Genomic DNA, 19,672 nt, shown 5'->3' with positions numbered 1-19,672 from the left:
AAGCCGTCTCAGGGTTTCCGGGGCATCACGCTTCCCAGGTGACGCGCTGGAGACTATCTTGGTCGCAGCCCCCCGAGGCAATCTATCCACTTTCTTCAGCAATGAATGCACCAAAAGAGTGCATACAGGACAATGCGTGACAACCGCCAATGCGTTGCAGGTCCAGGCTTTTCATACCACCGACGTTACCGAGCAAGTGCGCGCCACCCCTGGCTGGCAGCAACAGTATCGGCAGATGTCACCCGGGCATTTCAGCGGTGAACTGCGTTGCCTGGGGCTCGATGGCGTGGAGGTGTACGAAGAGCGGCTGAATACCCGGGTGGAGCAGTTTTTCCGCGCGCCGAGCGGTTCGCTGGCGTTCTGCTTCGACCGTAGCGAGAACAGCCTGTACCTGCTGAACGAGCAAAGCCGCAATATCTGGATCACGCCGGAGAACTACCAGGAGGTGGCGGTGGTGTTCGATCAGGCCTTTCTGGCCCGCCATGGGCTGGACCCGCAGCGTCTCGAAGGTTTATTCATGGTGCCATTGGGCAGCGGGCAGAATGCCTTGTTCGGTAGCTGGCTGAGCGCCACGCTGACGCGCCTGGGCGACGCGGATTGCCGGCTGCAGGGGCAGGCCTTGGCCGAGCAATTGCTGGAGGACTGCCTGTTCATTCTCGACAATGCCTGTCAGCGCTTGCAGGGTGTGGCGTTGGGGCGCCGTGACGAAGAGCGCGCGATCATGCGCCGGGTCAGCGAATGGGCGGCCGACTGCCCGGAAGAGACGCTAAACCTGATGGAGTTGGCGGGGGTTGCCGGGGTTTCCCTGCGTCAGTTGCAGCAGGCGTTCAAGGCATTTACCGGCATGCCGCCGGCGCAGTGGCTGCGGTTGCGCAGGCTGAACGGTGCGCGGCGCGACTTGTTGCGCGGTGGTGGCGTAACGGTCGCCGAAGTAGCGATGCGCTGGTCATTTTGGCATTTGGGAAGGTTTTCAGAGAGTTACAAACAGTTGTTCAAGGAGTTTCCCAGCGAGACGTTGAAGCGGCGCAGGGGTTAAACCCAGCATTCCCTACCGAAAGTTGCTATCGTGCCGCCCTGTTTCCACCCGAGGTGCCGATGTTTTACCTGCCTTTGCCCAGCGACCAGGCCGATCGCCTCGCCAGCGAACCCAACACTGACTTTTTCACCACTGCCAGCGTGCTCGACGCCGCCGCAGTGCTGTTCGTGCAAAACCTCCCACGCCAGCCCGGCACCGCATCGGCCGACGCGCAAGAGCGCCGTTTCGCCGGAATCGTGCGCATCGCCAACGAAGTCGAAAGCGTCGCGCCCGGGCGTTTCCAGGGCCAGGTGGCGCAGCACTTCGATCGCGAAGCTTTTGCCATGGGCCTTGGCATGCTGGGTGAAAACGGCATTGCCCTGTTGTCGGCCGAGGTGGAGTACACCGCAGACGAGCTGCTGGATGCCGAAGGCCAGTGGAGCTTCCAGTTCGCCGACACCTACCGCCAGCGGGCCACACCGCTGCACCCGGTGTACTTGCCGTCCCTGGCCAGTGACCTGATGCTCAGCGATCAGCAAAACCGCCTGCTGCGCGAGTTTCTCAGTGGCATAGACGAGTCGGTGGCCGTGCAAGGCTTCGCCGGCACCGGCAAAACCTTCCTGATTCACCAGTTCGCCCGGCTGCTGGAGCCACAGCGCACGTTGCTGCTGGCACTGACCGAGGGCCAGTTGCGCGCCCTGCAGGCGCGGGTGAAGGACGCTGCCGCCTACACCGCGATGACCTTCGGCCAGCTGGCAGACGAGCTGCTGAACCGCGACCTCACCAGCAATGGCTGGCGTTTGCGCGACCCGTACCGTACCAAGCTGTCGTGGCGCCCGCAGGACGCACAGGTGGTGCGCTGGCTGGCCATTCCCGACATCGGCCCAGTTGCTGCACGCGATGTGGTTGCCTTGTGCGTGCGCGCCGTGCGCACGTTCTGCCACAGCGCCGACACCCAGCTGCAATTGCACCATTTGCCATGGGCCGGGCCGGGCACCTCGCCGCTGGACCAAGAGGTGCTGCTGGAAAAGGCGAGGTCGTACTGGCAGGAACTGATTCGCCCGTCGGCACGAGAAATCCAGCTACCGGTGCGCGACTACCACCGGGTAAAGCTGCTGTCACTGACCGACTATGTGATCGACAGCCGTTATACCCACGTCATCGTCGACGAATCCCACGAGCTGTCCGCACCGATGCTTGCCGTGCTTGATCGCAGCCCGCAGTCGATCATTGCCCTGGGGGACGAGCTGCAGAACCTCAACGGTCTGAGTCCGCACCATGGCGGTTTTATTCGCCAGCGCTGCATCGACCATTCGCTGCGTGCCGGGCCGGCGATGGACAACGTGCTGAACCCGCTGATTCAGGCGCACCCGGCCTCGATTCAGGCCGCTTTCAGTGGCAGCGCCGAGCACTACACCCGGGTCAGCTTCTTCGATGCCGTGACGGTGCCGGAACAGCCCACGGCGCTGATCGTCGATGACGAATGGGGCCTGTTTGGCTGGTTCCAGCGTCTGACACACCAGGGCGTGCCGTTCGTGCTGCTCAAAAGCGCGCGCAAGGACTTCGAATTGTTCGTCGAAGACTGCATCGAGTTGTACCGTTACGGCACGCGGCCCCGGCACCCGATGCTGTTCCGCTATGCCAGCTGGCAGGCGTTGGAGCAGGACAAGGGCGATGACAAGGCCTTCGTTGCCGTGGCCAACATGCTGCGCAAGGGCTACACGCCTGAGCACTTTGCCAAGGCCAAGAGCCGTTACCGTTGGGACAAGGCACCCAAGTTGTTCCTGGGGCGGGTAAGGGACGTGAAGAACATGGAATTCGCCCGGGTGATGGTGTCGCCGGAGCTGATGGTGGCGCCTCAGGTGGCGGGTAACCGCAATGAGCGGGCGCGGATGCTGGCGGGGTTGTACACCGCCTGTTCGCGGGCGCGGCATGAGTTGATCGTGCCGGGAGGGATGCTGGACTGGGTCAAGGACCAGGTTCGCGATTGAGATTGTTGGGGGCCGCAAAGCGGCCCCCATTTACACAATCAGTTACGGTCCAGCCACACCGTCTGGGCATTGGTGAACTCACGCACACCAAAGTGCGAAAGCTCACGCCCGAAACCGCTCTTCTTCACACCGCCAAACGCCACGCGGGGGTCCGAAGCGCAGTAACCGTTGATGAACACGCCACCGGTATCCAGTGCTGCGGTCATGCGCTCAGCCAGCGCATAATCGGCGGTGTAGATGGTTGCGGCCAGGCCGAACTCGCTATCGTTTGCCAGCTCCACCGCATGGTCGGCATCACGGGCAGTGATGATCGCGGCCACCGGCCCGAACAGCTCCTGCTTGAACGCCGTCATGCCCGGCGTGACGTTGGCGAACACGGTCGGCGCGTAGAAGTTGGCCACGCCCTCGACTTTGTTGCCGCCCAGCAGCAGGGTGGCGCCTTCGGCGAGGGTCGCTTGCACCTGGCCGTCCAGCTCATCGCGCAGGTCGTAACGGGCCATCGGGCCAATGTAGGTGTCGTCGTCCAGTGGGTTGCCCACTTTCAGTTCACGGGTGGCTTCAACGAACTTGCGGGTGAATTCGTCAACGATGCTTTCTTCGACGATCAGACGCTTGGCCGCGGCGCAGACCTGGCCGGTGTTCTGGTAGCGGCCGATGACCGCAGCCTTGACGGCGGCATCCAGGTCGGCGTCGGCCAACACGATGAACGGGTCGGAACCACCCAGCTCCAGCACGCACTTCTTCAGCGCGGCACCGGCCTGGGCACCGATCGCCATGCCGGCACGTACGCTGCCGGTTAGGGTCACGGCGGCAATGCGCGTGTCGTTGATGGCGCGGGTGACGCCATCCGGGGTCACGTTCAGCACTTCGAACACGCCCTCTGGCAGCCCGGCATCCTTGAACAACTCGCCCAGCAGGTAAGCGCTGCCCATCACGTTCGGCGCATGCTTGAGTACATACGTGTTACCCGCCAGGATCGCCGGCACGGCGCCGCGCAATACCTGCCAGACCGGGAAGTTCCAGGGCATCACGGCCAGGATCGGGCCAAGCGGACGGTATTCGATACGGGCTTTTTCAACCTGGGTAGGCTCCGGCGCGAGCATGGCCGGGCCGTGCTCGGCATACCAACGGCACAGGCCAACGCACTTGCTGACTTCGCCACGGGCCTGGGCGACTGGCTTGCCGATTTCGCGGCTGATCATCTGGGCGAAGGCTTCGGCTTTGGCTTCGAGGGTGCTGGCCAGGGCGAGCAGGTACTCGCTGCGCTGACCCAGCGACACTTGGCGCCACTGGCGGTAGCCAACCTTGGCACGTTGCAGCGCCGCTTCCAGTGCGGCGTCGGTGTCGAACGGGTAGGCGCCGATCTGCTCGCCGCTGTACGGGTCGAGGGAGATGGCGTGGGTCAGGCTGCTGATCGCGCTCATGGCGGACACTCTCTTTGTTGTTAATCAGTGACGCCAGACTAGTGGGCTATGGCTTTAATGAAAACTGAATAATAATGAGTGAAACATTCACGTTTGGAGAAAGACTGTGGACCTGGTGCAACTGGAGATGTTCAAGGCCGTGGCAGAGCAGGGCAGCATCAGTGCCGCCGCGCAGCACATCCATCGGGTGCCGTCGAACCTGACCACACGCATCAAGCAGCTGGAGGAAGACCTCGGCGTTGAACTGTTCATTCGCGAAAAGAGCCGCCTGCGCCTGTCGCCTGCCGGTTGGAATTTTCTCGAATACACCCGGCGCATTCTCGACCTGGTTCACGAGGCGCGTTTGACCGTGGCCGGTGAAGACCCGCAGGGCACCTTCGCCCTGGGCTCACTGGAAAGCACCGCGGCCGTGCGCATCCCGGCGCTGCTGGCGGCCTACAACCAGCGCTATCCCAAGGTCGACCTGGACCTGTCTACCGGCCCTTCGGGCACGATGCTGGAAGGCGTGTTGTCTGGTCGCCTGGTGGCGGCGTTCGTCGATGGCCCGGTGCTGCACCCGACACTGGAGGGCATGCCCGTGTTCGAGGAAGAGATGATGGTGATCGCGCCGCTCAACCATGCCCCGGTTACCCGTGCACAGGACGTGAACGGGGAGAGCATCTACGCCTTCCGTGCCAACTGCTCCTACCGCCATCACTTTGAAAACTGGTTCGTGCAGGACCAGGCGGTGCCGGGCAAGATCCACGAGATGGAGTCTTACCACGGCATGCTGGCCTGCGTCAGCGCTGGCGCAGGCCTGGCCATGATGCCGCGCAGCATGCTCGACAATATGCCCGGGTGCAGCACCGTCAGTGCGTGGCCGATGTCGGAGGATTTCCGCTACCTGAAAACCTGGCTGGTGTGGCGGCGGGGCACGGTATCGCGCAGCTTGAGCATGTTTGTAAAACTTCTTGAAGAAGCGCGTACAACATCCTGATATTTATATAAATTTACGTTCGCTTCATGCGTTAGTGCCGAATATCACGAGGGTAACCACACATCGGCACGAACACCGATACGCCTGAAGGATCAGATACTAGGTAAGCCATCCTCTGAAGGAGGGTCGTACCATGCGTAACCATCACTATGCCCTCGGTGCGGCACTGCTGGTCGCTTTTGCCATGCCATGGACCTTGGCAGCCGCCGCCAACCTCAATGCCCCCATCGATATGCAGGCCGTTCAGTTACAACCACAGGAACAGAACGGCGTGCGCTTTCTGCAGGGAGGTATCGGCCAGGATGAGGCCAACGCCCTGCGCAAAACCCCAGGTTACGACTTGCACGTAGAGCTTTCCACGGGGCCGGAAGGCAAGTTCCAGAGCGGGGCCACTATCGATATCCAGAACGCCCAGGGGCAGCCCGTGCTCAGCGTCATGGATGCCGGGCCGCTGCTGTATGTGCAGTTGCCGCCTGGCAAATACAAAGTCACCGGTAACGCTCAAGGGCAGACGGTGCAGCAAATGGTGACTGTTAACGGCAAGGCCCCTACGACGGTGAGCCTTAACTGGCGTTAAGGGATAACGGGCAGGAGTACACATGTACTCCTGTCGGGTCGGAGCATAGCCTTCAACTGGAGATGGTGGACGAGCGGGGGTATGTATTGATCCCGGATGTGCTCGAACCCCTGAGGCGGAATACAACTGCAGCCCTGCGCACGGCGAGGCACATCTTGAAGAAGCGAATTAGCCAATAGTGGCAATTCACTTTCAACTTTCTGATTATTTGGACAATAATAAAAAAATATTACTTCGTGTGACCGGCCTGGAAGGGCCGGGCACCGCATAAGATCGAGGGGCTCAAGCCCCCGCTTGCCGTGTAGACCATCAGGAGAGTCGTTGATGAAAACCCGTCTAGCAGCGTCGCTGGCCGCTGCAGTGCTGGCCTTTGCAGGGGCCAACCTGGCCCAGGCCGCGCAGGTGTCCGGTGCCGTTGGCGCCACCGGCCAAGGCGACATGACCTACCGTATTGGCATGTCGTTCGACTGGGACAAGAAATGGCTGGAAAGCAGCACCGGGTATCTGAGCGGATACTGGGACGCTGCGTACACCTACTGGGAGGGCGGGGACGCCAGTGGCGCACATTCGCTGTCGTTCAGCCCGGTGTTCACCTATGAATTCAGCGGTTTCACTTACACGCCGTACATCGAGGCCGGCATTGGCCTGGCGGCGTTCTCCAAGACCGACGTGGGCGATCAGCGTCTGGGTTCTTCGGTCAACTTCGAAGACCGCATCGGTTTTGGCTTGAAGTTGCCGGGGGAACAGAAGGTGGGCATCCGCGCGATGCATTACTCCAACGCGGGCATCAAGCAGCCCAACGACGGGATCGAGTCGTACTCGCTGTTCTACAGCAAGGGTTTCTAGCAGTTTGGGGCCGCCAGGCGGCCCCACACCCGTCAGAAGGTATACGAAACCCCAGCCTGCACTGTCCGAGGCGCCCCCGGGTACACATAGCTGTTGAACGCCCCTTCGTCATAGCCTTTGTTGAACACGTTCTTCACATCCAGGTTCAGACGGACGTGTTCGTTGACCTGGTAGAAGCTCAGCAAGTCGACCACGGTGTATTGCTCCATGGTGTAGGTCGTCGCGGCGGTCTGGCCTTGACGGTCATCCACATACTTTACGCCAACGCCCAGACCCAACCCCTTGGCCACGCCATCCTGGAATTCATACGTGTTGAGCAGGCTGAAGCTGTTGCGCGGGATGTTTGCCAGGCGCGTGCCGGTCGGCAGGCTGGTGTCCTTTGTGACTTGGGCATCCACGTACGAATAGCCACCAATCACCCGCCACTCAGGCGTGATGTTGCCGGCAACGTTGATGTCCAGGCCACGGCTGCGCACTTCGCCGGCTGCGATTTTGTAGGTGCCGGTAGGGTCGCTGGGATCGTTGGCCAGCACGTTTTCCTTGACGATGTGGTAGATCGCCGCGTCAACGCTCAACTGGCGATCAAGTGCCTCCCATTTCACACCCAGTTCGTAGGACTTGCCTTTCTCGGGGTCGAAACCACGCCCTGTTGCACCGGCAGGCGCGCCACTATTGGGCTTGAATGAGCGTGCGGTGTTGGCATAGACCGCGACGGTATCGGTCAGGTCAAACAGCAGGCCGAACCGCGGGGTTACACCGTTCTCGCCTTTATCGAAGTTACCCGCACTGTTGAGCTTGTTGACATAGTCATGTTCAAAGCGTTCAAAGCGCACACCTGCCAAAGCTTTAAGGCGCTCGGTCAGGGCAACCTGGTCCTGAACGAAAAATGCCCAGGTTTTGAGGTTTTCCTTGTCATGGGTGGTGGGTGTACTCAATAGGGCTGGGCGCGACTGGTCATATACCGGATCGAAAAGGTCGATTGGATAGGACGTTGGAGTGGTAGCCGAACGCTGGATGATCGAGTTGTAGTCGTAGTCTTCGTACTCGACACCTGTAAGCAACGTATGGCTGAAACCACCGGTGTCAAAATGCCCGGTCAGGTTGAGCTGGTAGTCGCGGTCCCGCCATTCCAGCTTGCGGTAGTTGAAGTTACGCCCCAGGGTCCGGCCATCGGCCTGCAAGCGGTTGGCCTCGATGGCGTTGCCCTTGAGGGTACCGTCCAGCCACTGCATGCCGCCGCCCAGGGTCCAGTCATCATTGAGCGCATGCTCGAAACGCAACTGCGCCATGTTGTTATCGTTGTGCAGCATGTTGTCGCTGCCTTTGCCCCAGATGTTGGTATCGCGCGAGGCGCTGCCAGCCTGGTTGGTGTAATGCGTCAGGCCGCGGTCAAGCGGGTGGTTGTTACGCATGAAGTCGCCTTCAAAGACGATTTTGGTCGCATCGTTCACCTGCCAGCTAAGCACCGGCGCGACGTCGTAGCGTTCGCTTTCGACGTTGTCGCGGAAGCTGTCGCCACCTTCGCCCAACACATTCAGGCGATAGGCCAGGCTGCCGTCCTGGTTCAAGGCACCGGTGGCGTCGAGGGTGGCGCGGTGCATGCCCTGATCGTCGAGCTGGCTGCCCAGGGTTACCTGCTGTTCAGCCTGCGGCTGCTTGGTAACCACATTGAAGGTGCCGCCGGGGTCGCCACGGCCGTACAGGCTGCTGGCCGGGCCACGGATCACTTCCAGACGCTCGACGCTGTTGGCATCAGGCGCATTCGGGTAACCGCGGTTCATCGGGAAGCCGTTGCGGTAGTACTCGCCAGTGGTGAAACCACGGACAGTGACCGTGGTCAGGCCCTGCCCGCCAAAGTTGTTGGCGCGGCCCACGCCACCGGCATAGTCCAGGGCGTCTTGCAGGCGGGTGCTGGCCGTATCGGTCAGCACATCCTTGGGCACCACGCTGACCGACTGCGGCGTTTCGTGCAGCGCCGTGTCGGTGCGGGTGGCGCTGGCCGAGCGGGTGGCCTTGTAGCCAAAGACCGGGCCGTCGGCGCGTTCGCTGTCGGCGTTGCTGGTGATGTTCAAAGCCTGGAGTTCAATCTGGGCAGGGTCGCTGAGCGGTTCGGGCTCGGCAAAGGCCAGCGGGGAGACAGCATGAAGCACACAAAGCGAAACGAACGTGCGACGCATCGACGGTACGATCCTGGAGTGGGGCGCTGAGGGAAAGGGTAGGGAAGCGCCGCGAAATTACTACGAATCATTATCAAATGCATTCTTTTTGTGTGGCACTGGTGTACCAAATACCAACCGGTGAAATACACCCCGGTCTCTACGCAGGTAAACCGCTCCCACCATTAATATCCCTAAGGGAGCGGGTTATCCCGGGAAGCGGCCGGTTCAGATATGCCAGAACTCAGTGAACGGCCTTGATCGCCAGCACATTACACAACGGATGCTCCAGTACATGGGCCGTGGTCCCGCCCAGGAACGTCTGCATCGCGTCATGCCGGTGGCTGCCCATGACAATCACATCGGCCCGGCTGTGGCCGACAAACTGGGCAATCGCCCTGATCGCTGCTCCTTCCAGGAAGTGCCTGCGCTCCAGCGGAATCTGATGATGGTCACCCAGGCGGTTGAACGCTGCCCGCTGCGCGGTACGCACGCTGCTGTCGAAGCCAGGCATGGTTACCGTACCCGCACCAAAATCGGCGATATGGGTCTTGGCTGCATCGCACACATGCAGCAGATGGAGCTCGCCGTTGCATTGCAGCGCCAAGGCATGGGCAGTCTGTATGACCTGTTCATCCAGGTGTTCACCTGCGCCGTGGCTGTTCAGGTCCACCGCTGCGGCAATCTGCCGGGGCAGGGGCAGGCGGATGTCGCTCACCAGGTGCACGGCGACCGGGCTGTCCTTGAGCAGTTGCCAGTCCAGGGGCGTGACCAGCAGGCGTTTGAGAATCGGTTCGTGCTGCACGTCCTTGACCAGCAGGTCGCAACCCAGCCGCTCGACCCGCTCCAGCACACTGCCCAGCGGGTCGCGGGTCAATAACAGCTCGGTGGACACGTCCAGGCCTGCATCGCCCAACTGTTCGGCCTCGTCCGCCAGCCACTGGCGGTTGTCGCTGAGCAGCCGCTCACGTTCGCGACCATCGCTCATCAAGCCAAAGGTGTCGACATCATCGACGAAAACGTTGATATCCAGCAGTGCGCCGCTGGACTCCGCCAGCGCCGCTGCGCGTTGCAGCGCGGGCGTATGGCGCATTTGCGGGCCGAGCATGACGAACAAACGCTTGAACTGGCTCATCTCACACCTCCACGTGTGGCAGCCCCCCGGTGCTCTGGTCTTGTTCAGTCTAGTTCGCTTCAGGCTGCATGAGCAGCAGGCTGGCGATCGGGTATGATGCTGCCCCTAATCATTGTCCTGAGGCCGTCCCATGTCCCTGAGTGCTGAACAGATCGGTGAATTGCGCACCTTTGCCGAGCAGTTGGCCGATGCTGCCGCTGTGGCGATCCAGCCTTATTTCCGTGCCAGCCTGGCTGTCGAGGACAAGGGCGGGCGTTTGTACGACCCTGTCACCGTAGCCGACAAGGCGGCGGAAGACGCCATGCGTGAGCTGATCCAGGCCCGTTACCCCGACCACGGTATTCTGGGTGAGGAAGCGGGTGTCGCCGTCGGCAGCAGCCCGTTGACCTGGGTGCTCGACCCAATCGACGGCACTCGTGCCTTCATCACCGGCCTGCCGCTGTGGGGAACGTTGATTGCCCTGAACGACGGCACGCGCCCAGTGGTTGGCGTGATGAACCAGCCGTTCACTGGCGAACGCTTTGTCGGCACCCCTGAAGGTGCGTGGCGCAGCGGCACGCCGCTGAAAACCCGTGCCTGCGCCGACCTGGCCTCGGCCACGCTGATGTGCACCACCCCCGACATGTTCGATACCGTCGAGCGCAAGGCTGCGTTCGAGGCCGTTGCCGGCCGGGCGCGGTTGATGCGTTATGGCGGTGATTGCTATGCCTACTGCATGCTGGCTTCGGGCTTTGTCGATGTGATCGTAGAGGCCAGCCTGCAGCCGTATGACGTGCAGGCATTGATGCCGATCATCGAGGGAGCAGGTGGGGTGATTACGGCTTGGGATGGTAGCTCGGCGCAGCATGGTGGTTGCGTGGTGGCGTGTGGTGACCCGGCGTTGCATGCGCAGGTCGTGGAGATGTTGCGCCACGCCATGTAGTTGAAGCGTCGTCCGCAAATCCCCAACCACTGCACTTTTTCCGTTTTCGAGGCTCTATGCTTGGCCAGGCTGCCTTGACCCCCAAGGCAGCCGCCGAATATCGACCCGGTGCCGATGGTTGCAAGCTACCCAAGTTTCTTCTCCCGCCTGTTGCTGGCAGGCGCCCTCACATGCCTGTGCGCCTGCACCCAGGAGCAAGGCCGTGACATCGTTAATCAGTTCGGCAACGGCAAGCCCAGCGAGCTGTTCCAGACCAGCGTCGACCGCATGGCCACGCTGTCCATGCGTGACAACCTGCAAAGCCTGTACCTGCTGATGAACAAGCTGTACCAGCGCAATCCCAACCAGTGGAAGATGTCTGGCTACATCGACGCCGCCACCGCCGAGCGACAGATCCGCATCGCCATCGAGCAACGCCAGCCATTGCCGCAACTGGGCAACCGCCGCGACCTGGCGGCATTGAGCTACGCCCTGAGCCCGGAGTTTCGCGGTGATCGTGTTGGCGCCTTCATTTACGCCATCGGCAGCATGCTGATTACCGCGCATGGTGGGCGTACCGAGTTCTATATGACCGATACCATCGACCCGCTGTTCGTCAACAACGCGGCGCGCAATATCGAGAAGGCGACCTGGATGCTCAGCCAGCGGCAGGACGCGAATGGGGTGCTGCTGCTGTTCTCCAACGAGATCTCCGAAGAGGGCAGTAACCTGAGTTTTGCCGTGGAGTTTGGCAAAATCGTTGCGCGGCTGGATCTGCTGGCGGAGTTGCTGGATGAGCGTTATCGGCGGATTGGCCTGAATTACGCGCAAAGCCTGCTGTTGATGAATTTTCTGCCGGTGCAGTGAAAGATCGTCAAATCATATTGATATTTTTGCTAGTTACACAATTATCTTGGTGTGCCATTGCTATGTGGTATTCCATGCTCAGGATGTTGTAATTACCGTTCGATAAACGAACACTGGTTTCCCTCGGCATGTCCGCTATCCGCCCATCCAATCCCTTCTCCACATTGCCCAACCCCCACCTTTTTGCTGTAGTGTGGCTATCCGCCGGTTGTCGCCTGCCCCCGCGACCCGCAACCGGCCCGATAGAATGACCGTGACGACCGCGACCACTGCCCACAAGGCGGTAGGAGGCGGCGACCAGAACAATAACGATACCGAGTGCCTTGCCTATGGAAAGCCGCCTGCTGAGCGAGCGCAGTAGCGTGTTTCATCACGCCGACCCTTATGCTGTGTCCGATTATGTGAACCAGCACGTAGGCCAGCATTGCATCGGTCTGTCGCGCACCACCCACCCTCAAGCCAGCCTCAGCCACCGCAAGTTCGCCGAACTCGACCTGTGCCGCATCAGCTACGGCGGCAGCGTGCGCGTTACCTCGCCGGCGCTGGAAACCATCTACCACCTGCAAGTGTTGCTCAACGGCAACTGCCTGTGGCGCGGGCACAAGCGCGAGCATCACCTCGTGCCGGGCGAGCTGTTGCTGATCAACCCCGACGACCCGGTTGACCTGACCTATTCGGAAGACTGCGAGAAGTTCATCCTCAAGGTGCCCACCCGGCTACTGGATTCGATCTGCGACGAACAGCGTTGGCATCGGCCAGAAGGCGGTGTTCGGTTCTTGCGCAACCATTACCGGCTGGATGAGCTGGACGGGTTCGTGAACCTGCTGGCCATGGTTTGCCACGAAGCGGAAGTGACCGATTCGCTGCCGCGCGTGCAGGGGCACTACAGCCAGATTGTCGCCAGCAAGTTGCTAACCCTGATGAGCACCAATATCCGCCGCGAAAGCCTGGGTTCGCCAGGGGCTAGCCTTGAGCGAATCATCGACCACATCGACCGTAATCTGAAGCTTGAGCTGACAGCCGAGGCGCTGGCGGAGCAGGCGTGCATGAGCTTGCGCTCGTTGTACGCGTTGTTTGACCGGCAACTGGGCACTACACCCAAGCAGTACGTACGCCAGCGCAAACTGGAGCAGGTGCGTGCCTGCCTGGGCGATGCCACTTGCTCGGTACGCAGCGTGACCGAGCTGGCCATGGACTATGGCTTCCTGCACTTGGGGCGGTTCTCCGAAGTGTATCGGCAGCAATTTGGCGAGCTGCCCTCGGAAACCTTACGCAAGCGGCGCTGAACTCGCGGGTCTCTTCATGGGGTTCGCCCGCGAAGAGGTCCGTTAACCTGCACAAAACGGATATCACTGCGCACAAACCGGATACTCCCGCCTAATACCAGCGCCCAAACTGACCAGGTCTAAACAATAACAAGGGAGACCCTGGCCATGTCCCTGGGATTCGACTACCTCAATGCCATGCTCGAGGACGACCGTGAAAAGGGCATCTACCGCTGCAAGCGCGAGATGTTCACCGACCCACGCCTGTTCGACCTGGAGATGAAACACATCTTCGAGGGCAACTGGATCTACCTGGCCCATGAAAGCCAGATCCCCGAAAAGAACGACTTCCTCACCCTGACCATGGGGCGCCAGCCGATTTTCATCGCGCGCAACAAGGACGGTGAGCTCAATGCCTTCCTCAACGCCTGCAGCCACCGCGGCGCCATGTTGTGCCGGCACAAGCGCGGCAACCGCTCCAGCTACACCTGCCCGTTCCACGGCTGGACGTTCAATAACAGCGGCAAACTGCTGAAGGTGAAAGACCCCAGCAACGCCGGCTACCCCGACAGCTTCAACTGCGACGGCTCCCACGACTTGACCAAGGTGGCGCGCTTCGAGTCGTACCGGGGCTTTTTGTTCGGCAGCCTGAATGCCGATGTAAAACCGCTGGTAGAACATTTGGGTGAATCGGCCAAGATCATCGACATGATCGTCGACCAGTCGCCAGAAGGCCTGGAAGTGCTGCGCGGTGCCAGCTCGTACATCTACGAAGGCAACTGGAAGCTCACCGCCGAAAACGGCGCCGATGGCTACCACGTCAGCTCCGTGCACTGGAACTACGCCGCTACCCAGAACCAGCGCAAGCAGCGTGAAGCCGGTGACGAGATCAAGACCATGAGCGCCGGCGCCTGGGCCAAGCAAGGCGGGGGCTTCTATTCCTTCGACCATGGCCACCTGCTGCTGTGGACCCGCTGGGCCAACCCGGAAGACCGCCCGGCCTACGAGCGCCGGGACCAGCTGGCTGCCGACTTCGGCCAGGCCCGTGCCGACTGGATGATCGAGAACTCGCGCAACCTGTGCCTGTACCCGAACGTGTACCTGATGGACCAGTTCAGCTCGCAGATCCGCGTTGCGCGGCCGATTTCGGTGAACAAGACCGAAATCACCATCTACTGCATCGCGCCCAAAGGCGAGAGCGCCGATGCCCGCGCCAAGCGCATTCGCCAGTACGAAGACTTCTTCAACGTCAGCGGCATGGCCACCCCGGACGACCTGGAAGAGTTCCGCTCCTGCCAGACCGGCTACGGCGGCGGCACTGGCTGGAACGACATGTCCCGTGGCGCGAAGCACTGGGTCGAAGGCGCCGATGAAGCCGCTAAAGAGATCGAGCTCCATCCGCTGCTGTCTGGCGTGCGCACCGAGGACGAAGGCCTGTTCGTGCTGCAGCACAAGTACTGGCAGGACACCATGATCCAGGCCCTGAAGGACGAACAGCAGCTGATCCCTGTGGAGGCCGTGCAATGAGCCTGTATGAAACCGTGCGCGACTTCCTCTACCGCGAAGCGCGCTACCTGGACGACGCCCAGTGGGACCAGTGGCTGGAGCTGTACGCCAGCGACGCCAGCTTCTGGATGCCGAGCTGGGATGACGATGACACCCTCACCATCGATCCGCAAAGCGAAATCTCGCTGATCTGGTACGGCAACCGTGGCGGCCTGGAAGACCGCGTGTTCCGTATCAAGACTGAGCGCTCCAGTGCGACCGTGCCGGATACCCGCACCTCGCACAACATCAGCAACATCGAGATCGTCTCGCAGTGCGAGGGCAGCTGTCAGGTGCGTTTCAACTGGCACACCCTGAGCTTCCGCTACAAGACCACCGACAGTTACTTCGGTACCAGCTTCTACACCCTCGACCTGCGCGGCGAGCAGCCGCTGATCAAGGCCAAGAAAGTGGTGCTGAAGAACGACTACGTGCGCCAGGTCATCGACATCTACCACATCTGATACAGGGTTTTGCGAGCATTGCCCGGTGCGTCCTGCGACGCGCCGTGGGCCGGCTCGCCCGCGAGGTGCAACATGAGCTACCAGATCGCACTGAATTTCGAAGACGGGGTTACCCGTTTCATTGAAGCCACCGGCCATGAAACCGTGGCCGACGCTGCCTACCGCCAAGGCATCAACATCCCGCTGGACTGCCGCGACGGCGCCTGCGGCACCTGCAAGTGCAAGGCCGAATCTGGCCGCTACGACTTAGGCGACAACTTCATCGAAGACGCCCTGAACGAAGACGAAATTGCCGAAGGCTACGTACTGACCTGCCAAATGCGCGCTGAAAGCGACTGCGTCATCCGCATTCCGGCCTCGTCGCAGTTGTGCAAGACCGAACAGGCCAGCTTCGAGGCGGCCATCAGCGAAGTACGCCAGCTGTCGGCCAGCACCATTGCCCTGTCGATCAAGGGCGAGGCCCTCAGCCGCCTGGCCTTCCTGCCGGGGCAGTACGTCAACCTCAAGGTGCCGGGCAGCGAGCAGAGCCGTGCCTATTCGTTCAGTTCGTTGCAGAAGGACGGCGAAGTCAGCTTCCTGATCCGCAACGTGCCGGGCGGTTTGATGAGCAGCTTCCTGACCAACCTGGCCAAGGCCGGCGACAGCATGAGCCTGGCGGGGCCGTTGGGCAGCTTCTACCTGCGGCCAATCCAGCGCCCGCTGTTGTTGCTGGCTGGCGGCACTGGTCTTGCCCCGTTCACCGCGATGCTGGAGAAGATCGCCGAGCAGGGCAGTGAGCACCCGTTGCATCTGATCTATGGCGTGACCAATGACTTCGACCTGGTCGAGCTGGATCGGCTGCAAGACTTTGCAGCGCGTATCCCCAACTTCACCTTCAGCGCCTGCGTAGCCAACCCGGACAGCCAGTACCCGCAGAAGGGCTATGTGACCCAGCACATCGAGCCGCGCCACCTGAACGATGGCGATGTGGACCTGTACCTGTGCGGGCCGCCACCCATGGTGGAAGCGGTCAGCCAGTACGTACGCGAACAGGGCATTACCCCGGCCAACTTCTACTACGAGAAGTTCGCGGCAGCGGCCTGACGGATCAAGCAGGAGAAACACATGAACAACCGATTCCAAGGCAAGGTCGCGCTGGTCACCGGTGCCGCTCAAGGCATCGGCCGTGGCGTGTGCTGGCGGCTGAAGGCCGAAGGCGCGCAAGTGGTGGCGGTAGACCGTTCCGAACTGGTCCACGAGCTGGCAGGCGAGGGCATGCTTACACTCACCGCCGACCTCGAACAACACGCCGACTGCGCCCGTGTCATGGCCAGTGCAGTGGAAACCTTCGGCCGCCTCGACATCCTGGTCAACAACGTCGGCGGCACCATCTGGGCCAAGCCTTTCGAACACTACGAGGTGGAGCAGATCGAGGCCGAGGTGCGCCGCTCGCTGTTCCCCACCCTGTGGTGCTGCCATGCCGCGCTGCCCTACATGCTCGAACGCGGCAGCGGCGCCATCGTCAACGTCTCGTCCATCGCCACCCGTGGCGTTAACCGGGTGCCTTATGGCGCGGCCAAGGGCGGCGTCAACGCGCTCACCGCGTGCCTGGCCTTTGAAACCGCTGGCCGTGGCATCCGCGTCAACGCCACCGCACCCGGCGGCACCGAAGCGCCACCCCGTCGCGTGCCACGCAACAGCGCCGAACAAAGCGAACAGGAAAAACACTGGTACCAGCAGATCGTCGACCAGACCCTCGACAGCAGCCTGATGCACCGCTACGGCAGCATCGACGAGCAAGTGGGCGCGATTCTGTTCCTTGCCTCTGACGAAGCCTCATACATCACCGGCGTGACCTTGCCGGTAGGAGGCGGCGACCTCGGCTGAGCAGCAACCTCAAGGCAACAGCTTTCCCTCACAACAAAAACAAGAGCGACAGATGCCATGCGAACCCTTGACGTACACCCGATCATCGATAACGCGCGCTTTACCCCGTTCCACTGGATGGTCATGGCCTGGTGTGGCCTGCTGCTGATCTTCGACGGCTATGACCTGTTCATCTACGGCGTGGTACTGCCGGTCATCATGAAAGAGTGGGGGCTTACCCCGTTGCAGGCCGGTGCGCTGGGCAGCTACGCGCTGTTCGGCATGATGTTCGGCGCCTTGGCATTCGGCAGCCTGGCCGACCGTATCGGGCGCAAGAAGGGCATTGCCATCTGTTTCGCCTTGTTCTCGGGGGCAACCATTCTCAATGGCTTTGCCAGCAGCCCGAGCGAGTTCGGCATCTACCGTTTCATCGCTGGCCTGGGCTGCGGCGGCCTGATGCCCAACGCCGTGGCACTGATGAACGAATATGCGCCCAAGCGCCTGCGCAGCACGCTGGTGGCGATCATGTTCAGTGGCTACTCGCTGGGCGGCATGCTGTCGGCAGGCGTGGGCATCTTCATGCTGCCGCGCTTTGGTTGGGAGTCGATGTTCTTCGCCGCTGCCGTACCACTGCTGCTGTTGCCGGTGATTCTCTACTACCTGCCTGAATCGATCGGTTTCCTGGTGCGCCAGGGCCGTACCGAAGAAGCTCGCAAACTGTTGAAACGGCTGGACCCAGAATGCGATGTACAGGCGGATGACGTGTTGCAGGCCGCTGACCGCAAAGGCAGCGGGGCATCGGTACTGGAGCTGTTCCGCAATGGCCTGGCCATACGCACACTGGCGTTGTGGCTGGCGTTCTTCTGCTGCCTGTTGATGGTCTATGCACTCAGTTCCTGGCTGCCGAAACTGATGGCCAACGCGGGCTACAGCCTGGGTTCGAGCCTGTCGTTCCTGCTGGCGCTGAACTTTGGCGGCATGGCCGGGGCAATTCTGGGCGGCTGGCTGGGCGACCGCTACAACCTGGTCAAGGTGAAGGTGGCATTCTTCATTGCCGCTGCGCTGTCGATCAGCTTGCTGGGGGTGAACAGCCCGATGCCGGTGCTTTACCTGCTGATCTTCATTGCCGGCGCCACCACCATCGGCACGCAGATCCTGTTGTATGCGGGCGCTGCGCAAATGTACGGCCTGTCGGTGCGCTCCACCGGCCTGGGCTGGGCCTCGGGCATCGGTCGCAATGGTGCCATCGTCGGCCCGCTGCTGGGCGGCGCGCTGATGGGCATCAACCTGCCGCTGCAACTCAACTTCATCGCCTTCGCCATCCCTGGCGCAATCGCTGCGCTGGCCATGGCTGTGCACCTGGCCAGTGGCCGTCGGCAAGCTCAGGCCCTTGCGGCGCAGGCATAACCCGAAGAACAAGCGCCGGGCACCGCGCCCGGCCGATGCCTTGCCAGAGGTCCCATGAAAACCCTGATCAAGGACAGCTCGCTGTCCGCCATCGTCGCCGGCTGCATCGCCACGCTGATCTCCTACGCAGGCCCGTTGGTCATCATCTTCCACGCCGCCGAAGCCGCCGGCCTGTCCCACCAACAGTTGTCATCCTGGGTCTGGGCCGTGTCCATGGGCAGTGCCGTGCTCGGCGCACTGCTCAGCCTGCGCTACCGGGTACCTGTGGTGATCGCCTGGTCGATTCCAGGTTCCGCGCTGCTGGTCACCGCCTTGCCGCAGCTCGGCCTGGAGCAGGCCGTGGGGGCTTACCTGGTGGCCAATCTGGTGCTGCTGATGATCGGCATCAGCGGGGCCTTCGACCGCATTATCGTCCGCCTGCCGGGCTCCATCGCTGCCGGCATGCAGGCGGGCATTCTGTTCAGCTTCGGCATCGAAGTGTTCCGCGCCCTGCCAGTGCAGCCGCTGCTGGTGCTGACGATGTTCGTTACCTACGTGCTGATGCGCCGGCTACAGCCACGCTATGCAGTGGCGGCGGTGCTGTGCGTGGGCACCCTGGTGACCGTTGGCAGCGGGGCGTTTCGCAGCGATGCACTGGTGCTGGAGCTGGCTTCGCCACAGTGGGTCACGCCGCAGTTCAGCCTTTCGGCGGTATTCAGCCTGGCCTTGCCAATGGTGCTGGTGGCGCTCACCGGGCAGTTCATGCCAGGCATGGCGGTACTGCGCAACGCCGGCTACGCCACACCCGCCAGCCCGTTGATCAGCGCCAGTGCCCTGGCTGGAGCGCTGCTGGCGCCGTTCGGCTGTCACGGGCTGAACCTGGCGGCGGTTACCGCCAGCCTGTGCACCGGCCATGAAGCCCATGAAAACCCTCGGCGGCGTTATGTAGCGGCGGTGGCTGGCAGTGCGCTGTACCTGCTGCTGGGCATTGCCGGCGCCACGTTGATGTCGCTGTTCGCCGCCTTTCCAGCCGCACTGATCGCTGCCCTGGCCGGCTTGGCCCTGTATAGCGCCATCAGCGAGGCCCTGGCCCGTAGCCTGGCAGAGCCGGCCGAGCGCGACGCCGGGCTGTTCACCTTCCTGGTCACCGCTTCGGGGGTGGCGTTCCTGGGGCTGTCGGCGGCGTTCTGGGGGCTGCTGTTCGGCCTGCTGGCCCATGCGCTGCTCAGGTTACATCGGCCACGTGCCCGGGAGGTGCTGCGCCGTACCCCATGAACTG

Annotated in this window: 17 protein-coding genes; 14 read left to right on the top strand and 3 right to left on the bottom strand. The window is 61.8% G+C overall.

Annotated features, from left to right (window positions below; translation table 11 throughout):
• Positions 1–136: 136 nt before the first annotated feature.
• Together D906_RS17035 and D906_RS17030 are read left to right on the top strand one after the other, a co-directional pair.
• A complete protein-coding gene (locus tag D906_RS17035; RefSeq protein WP_019096267.1) occupies positions 137–1,036 on the top strand; it encodes a helix-turn-helix domain-containing protein in 900 nt (299 codons plus the stop codon).
• 59 nt (positions 1,037–1,095) lie between these two features.
• Complete coding sequence (locus D906_RS17030; protein WP_027609268.1) at positions 1,096–3,006, top strand: AAA family ATPase; 1,911 nt, start codon at positions 1,096–1,098, stop codon at positions 3,004–3,006.
• Positions 3,007–3,044: 38 nt separating this feature from the next.
• Here D906_RS17030 and D906_RS17025 read toward each other — a convergent pair whose 3' ends face one another.
• Positions 3,045–4,430 (bottom strand): aldehyde dehydrogenase family protein, encoded by a 1,386-nt coding sequence (locus D906_RS17025; RefSeq protein WP_019096266.1) that lies wholly within the window; start codon positions 4,428–4,430, stop codon positions 3,045–3,047.
• Between the two features lie 106 nt (positions 4,431–4,536).
• Between D906_RS17025 and D906_RS17020 the strand changes: the two genes are divergently transcribed.
• The 3 genes from D906_RS17020 (at position 4,537) to D906_RS17010 (ending at position 6,829) form a co-directional block, all read left to right on the top strand.
• On the top strand, positions 4,537–5,406 hold the full coding sequence (locus tag D906_RS17020) for a LysR family transcriptional regulator (RefSeq protein ID WP_019096265.1): 870 nt from the start codon (positions 4,537–4,539) through the stop codon (positions 5,404–5,406).
• Positions 5,407–5,539: 133 nt separating this feature from the next.
• Positions 5,540–5,983 carry a hypothetical protein gene (locus D906_RS17015; RefSeq protein ID WP_027615548.1) on the top strand — a complete coding sequence of 148 codons (444 nt, stop codon included), beginning with the start codon at positions 5,540–5,542 and terminating at the stop codon, positions 5,981–5,983.
• Between the two features lie 324 nt (positions 5,984–6,307).
• On the top strand, positions 6,308–6,829 hold the full coding sequence (locus D906_RS17010; protein WP_019096263.1) for an acyloxyacyl hydrolase: 522 nt from the start codon (positions 6,308–6,310) through the stop codon (positions 6,827–6,829).
• A gap of 32 nt (positions 6,830–6,861) precedes the next feature.
• On the opposite strand, the gene D906_RS17005 is transcribed toward D906_RS17010, so the two are convergent.
• Together D906_RS17005 and D906_RS17000 are read right to left on the bottom strand one after the other, a co-directional pair.
• Entirely contained in the window at positions 6,862–9,006 is a 2,145-nt protein-coding gene (locus D906_RS17005) for a TonB-dependent siderophore receptor (protein WP_027615549.1), read from the bottom strand.
• A 223-nt stretch (positions 9,007–9,229) separates the two neighbouring features.
• Positions 9,230–10,120, bottom strand: coding sequence for a universal stress protein (locus D906_RS17000; RefSeq protein WP_019096261.1), 891 nt, complete (start codon positions 10,118–10,120; stop codon positions 9,230–9,232).
• A 130-nt stretch (positions 10,121–10,250) separates the two neighbouring features.
• Between D906_RS17000 and hisN the strand changes: the two genes are divergently transcribed.
• The 9 genes from hisN (at position 10,251) to D906_RS16955 (ending at position 19,668) form a co-directional block, all read left to right on the top strand.
• Complete coding sequence (gene hisN, locus D906_RS16995; RefSeq protein WP_027615550.1) at positions 10,251–11,042, top strand: histidinol-phosphatase; 792 nt, start codon at positions 10,251–10,253, stop codon at positions 11,040–11,042.
• Positions 11,043–11,156: 114 nt separating this feature from the next.
• Positions 11,157–11,888, top strand: coding sequence for a hypothetical protein (locus D906_RS16990; RefSeq protein WP_025754139.1), 732 nt, complete (start codon positions 11,157–11,159; stop codon positions 11,886–11,888).
• 329 nt (positions 11,889–12,217) lie between these two features.
• Entirely contained in the window at positions 12,218–13,174 is a 957-nt protein-coding gene (locus tag D906_RS16985; protein WP_025754138.1) for an AraC family transcriptional regulator, read from the top strand.
• A gap of 147 nt (positions 13,175–13,321) precedes the next feature.
• A complete protein-coding gene (gene benA, locus D906_RS16980; RefSeq protein WP_019096258.1) occupies positions 13,322–14,680 on the top strand; it encodes a benzoate 1,2-dioxygenase large subunit in 1,359 nt (452 codons plus the stop codon).
• Complete coding sequence (gene benB / locus D906_RS16975) at positions 14,677–15,162, top strand: benzoate 1,2-dioxygenase small subunit (RefSeq protein ID WP_027609266.1); 486 nt, start codon at positions 14,677–14,679, stop codon at positions 15,160–15,162. The genes benA and benB overlap by 4 nt, the downstream gene beginning before the upstream one ends.
• A 72-nt stretch (positions 15,163–15,234) precedes the next feature.
• Entirely contained in the window at positions 15,235–16,245 is a 1,011-nt protein-coding gene (gene benC / locus D906_RS16970) for a benzoate 1,2-dioxygenase electron transfer component BenC (protein WP_027609265.1), read from the top strand.
• 21 nt (positions 16,246–16,266) lie between these two features.
• Positions 16,267–17,028 carry a 1,6-dihydroxycyclohexa-2,4-diene-1-carboxylate dehydrogenase gene (locus D906_RS16965; protein ID WP_019096256.1) on the top strand — a complete coding sequence of 254 codons (762 nt, stop codon included), beginning with the start codon at positions 16,267–16,269 and terminating at the stop codon, positions 17,026–17,028.
• 57 nt (positions 17,029–17,085) lie between these two features.
• A complete protein-coding gene (locus D906_RS16960) occupies positions 17,086–18,414 on the top strand; it encodes an aromatic acid/H+ symport family MFS transporter (RefSeq protein ID WP_019096255.1) in 1,329 nt (442 codons plus the stop codon).
• Positions 18,415–18,468: 54 nt separating this feature from the next.
• Complete coding sequence (locus D906_RS16955; RefSeq protein ID WP_027615551.1) at positions 18,469–19,668, top strand: benzoate/H(+) symporter BenE family transporter; 1,200 nt, start codon at positions 18,469–18,471, stop codon at positions 19,666–19,668.
• Positions 19,669–19,672: the final 4 nt, after the last annotated feature.

The organism is Pseudomonas sp. LAIL14HWK12:I1, from assembly GCF_003202095.1.
GTDB lineage: Bacteria > Pseudomonadota > Gammaproteobacteria > Pseudomonadales > Pseudomonadaceae > Aquipseudomonas > Aquipseudomonas monteilii.
The sequence above is the reverse complement of the archived record's forward strand: the minus strand, read 5'-3'. Positions and strand labels throughout refer to the sequence as shown.

Coding starts and splice junctions, on each gene's coding strand:
- D906_RS17030 (WP_027609268.1), top strand. CDS start 1,096: ATGTTTTACCTGCCTTTGCCCAGCGACCAGGCCGATCGCCTCGCCAGC.
- D906_RS16960 (WP_019096255.1), top strand. CDS start 17,086: ATGCGAACCCTTGACGTACACCCGATCATCGATAACGCGCGCTTTACC.
- D906_RS17010 (WP_019096263.1), top strand. CDS start 6,308: ATGAAAACCCGTCTAGCAGCGTCGCTGGCCGCTGCAGTGCTGGCCTTT.
- D906_RS17005 (WP_027615549.1), bottom strand. CDS start 9,006: ATGCGTCGCACGTTCGTTTCGCTTTGTGTGCTTCATGCTGTCTCCCCG.
- D906_RS16955 (WP_027615551.1), top strand. CDS start 18,469: ATGAAAACCCTGATCAAGGACAGCTCGCTGTCCGCCATCGTCGCCGGC.
- D906_RS16965 (WP_019096256.1), top strand. CDS start 16,267: ATGAACAACCGATTCCAAGGCAAGGTCGCGCTGGTCACCGGTGCCGCT.
- benC (WP_027609265.1), top strand. CDS start 15,235: ATGAGCTACCAGATCGCACTGAATTTCGAAGACGGGGTTACCCGTTTC.
- benB (WP_027609266.1), top strand. CDS start 14,677: ATGAGCCTGTATGAAACCGTGCGCGACTTCCTCTACCGCGAAGCGCGC.
- benA (WP_019096258.1), top strand. CDS start 13,322: ATGTCCCTGGGATTCGACTACCTCAATGCCATGCTCGAGGACGACCGT.
- D906_RS17000 (WP_019096261.1), bottom strand. CDS start 10,120: ATGAGCCAGTTCAAGCGTTTGTTCGTCATGCTCGGCCCGCAAATGCGC.
- D906_RS17015 (WP_027615548.1), top strand. CDS start 5,540: ATGCGTAACCATCACTATGCCCTCGGTGCGGCACTGCTGGTCGCTTTT.
- hisN (WP_027615550.1), top strand. CDS start 10,251: ATGTCCCTGAGTGCTGAACAGATCGGTGAATTGCGCACCTTTGCCGAG.
- D906_RS16985 (WP_025754138.1), top strand. CDS start 12,218: ATGGAAAGCCGCCTGCTGAGCGAGCGCAGTAGCGTGTTTCATCACGCC.
- D906_RS17025 (WP_019096266.1), bottom strand. CDS start 4,430: ATGAGCGCGATCAGCAGCCTGACCCACGCCATCTCCCTCGACCCGTAC.
- D906_RS16990 (WP_025754139.1), top strand. CDS start 11,157: ATGGTTGCAAGCTACCCAAGTTTCTTCTCCCGCCTGTTGCTGGCAGGC.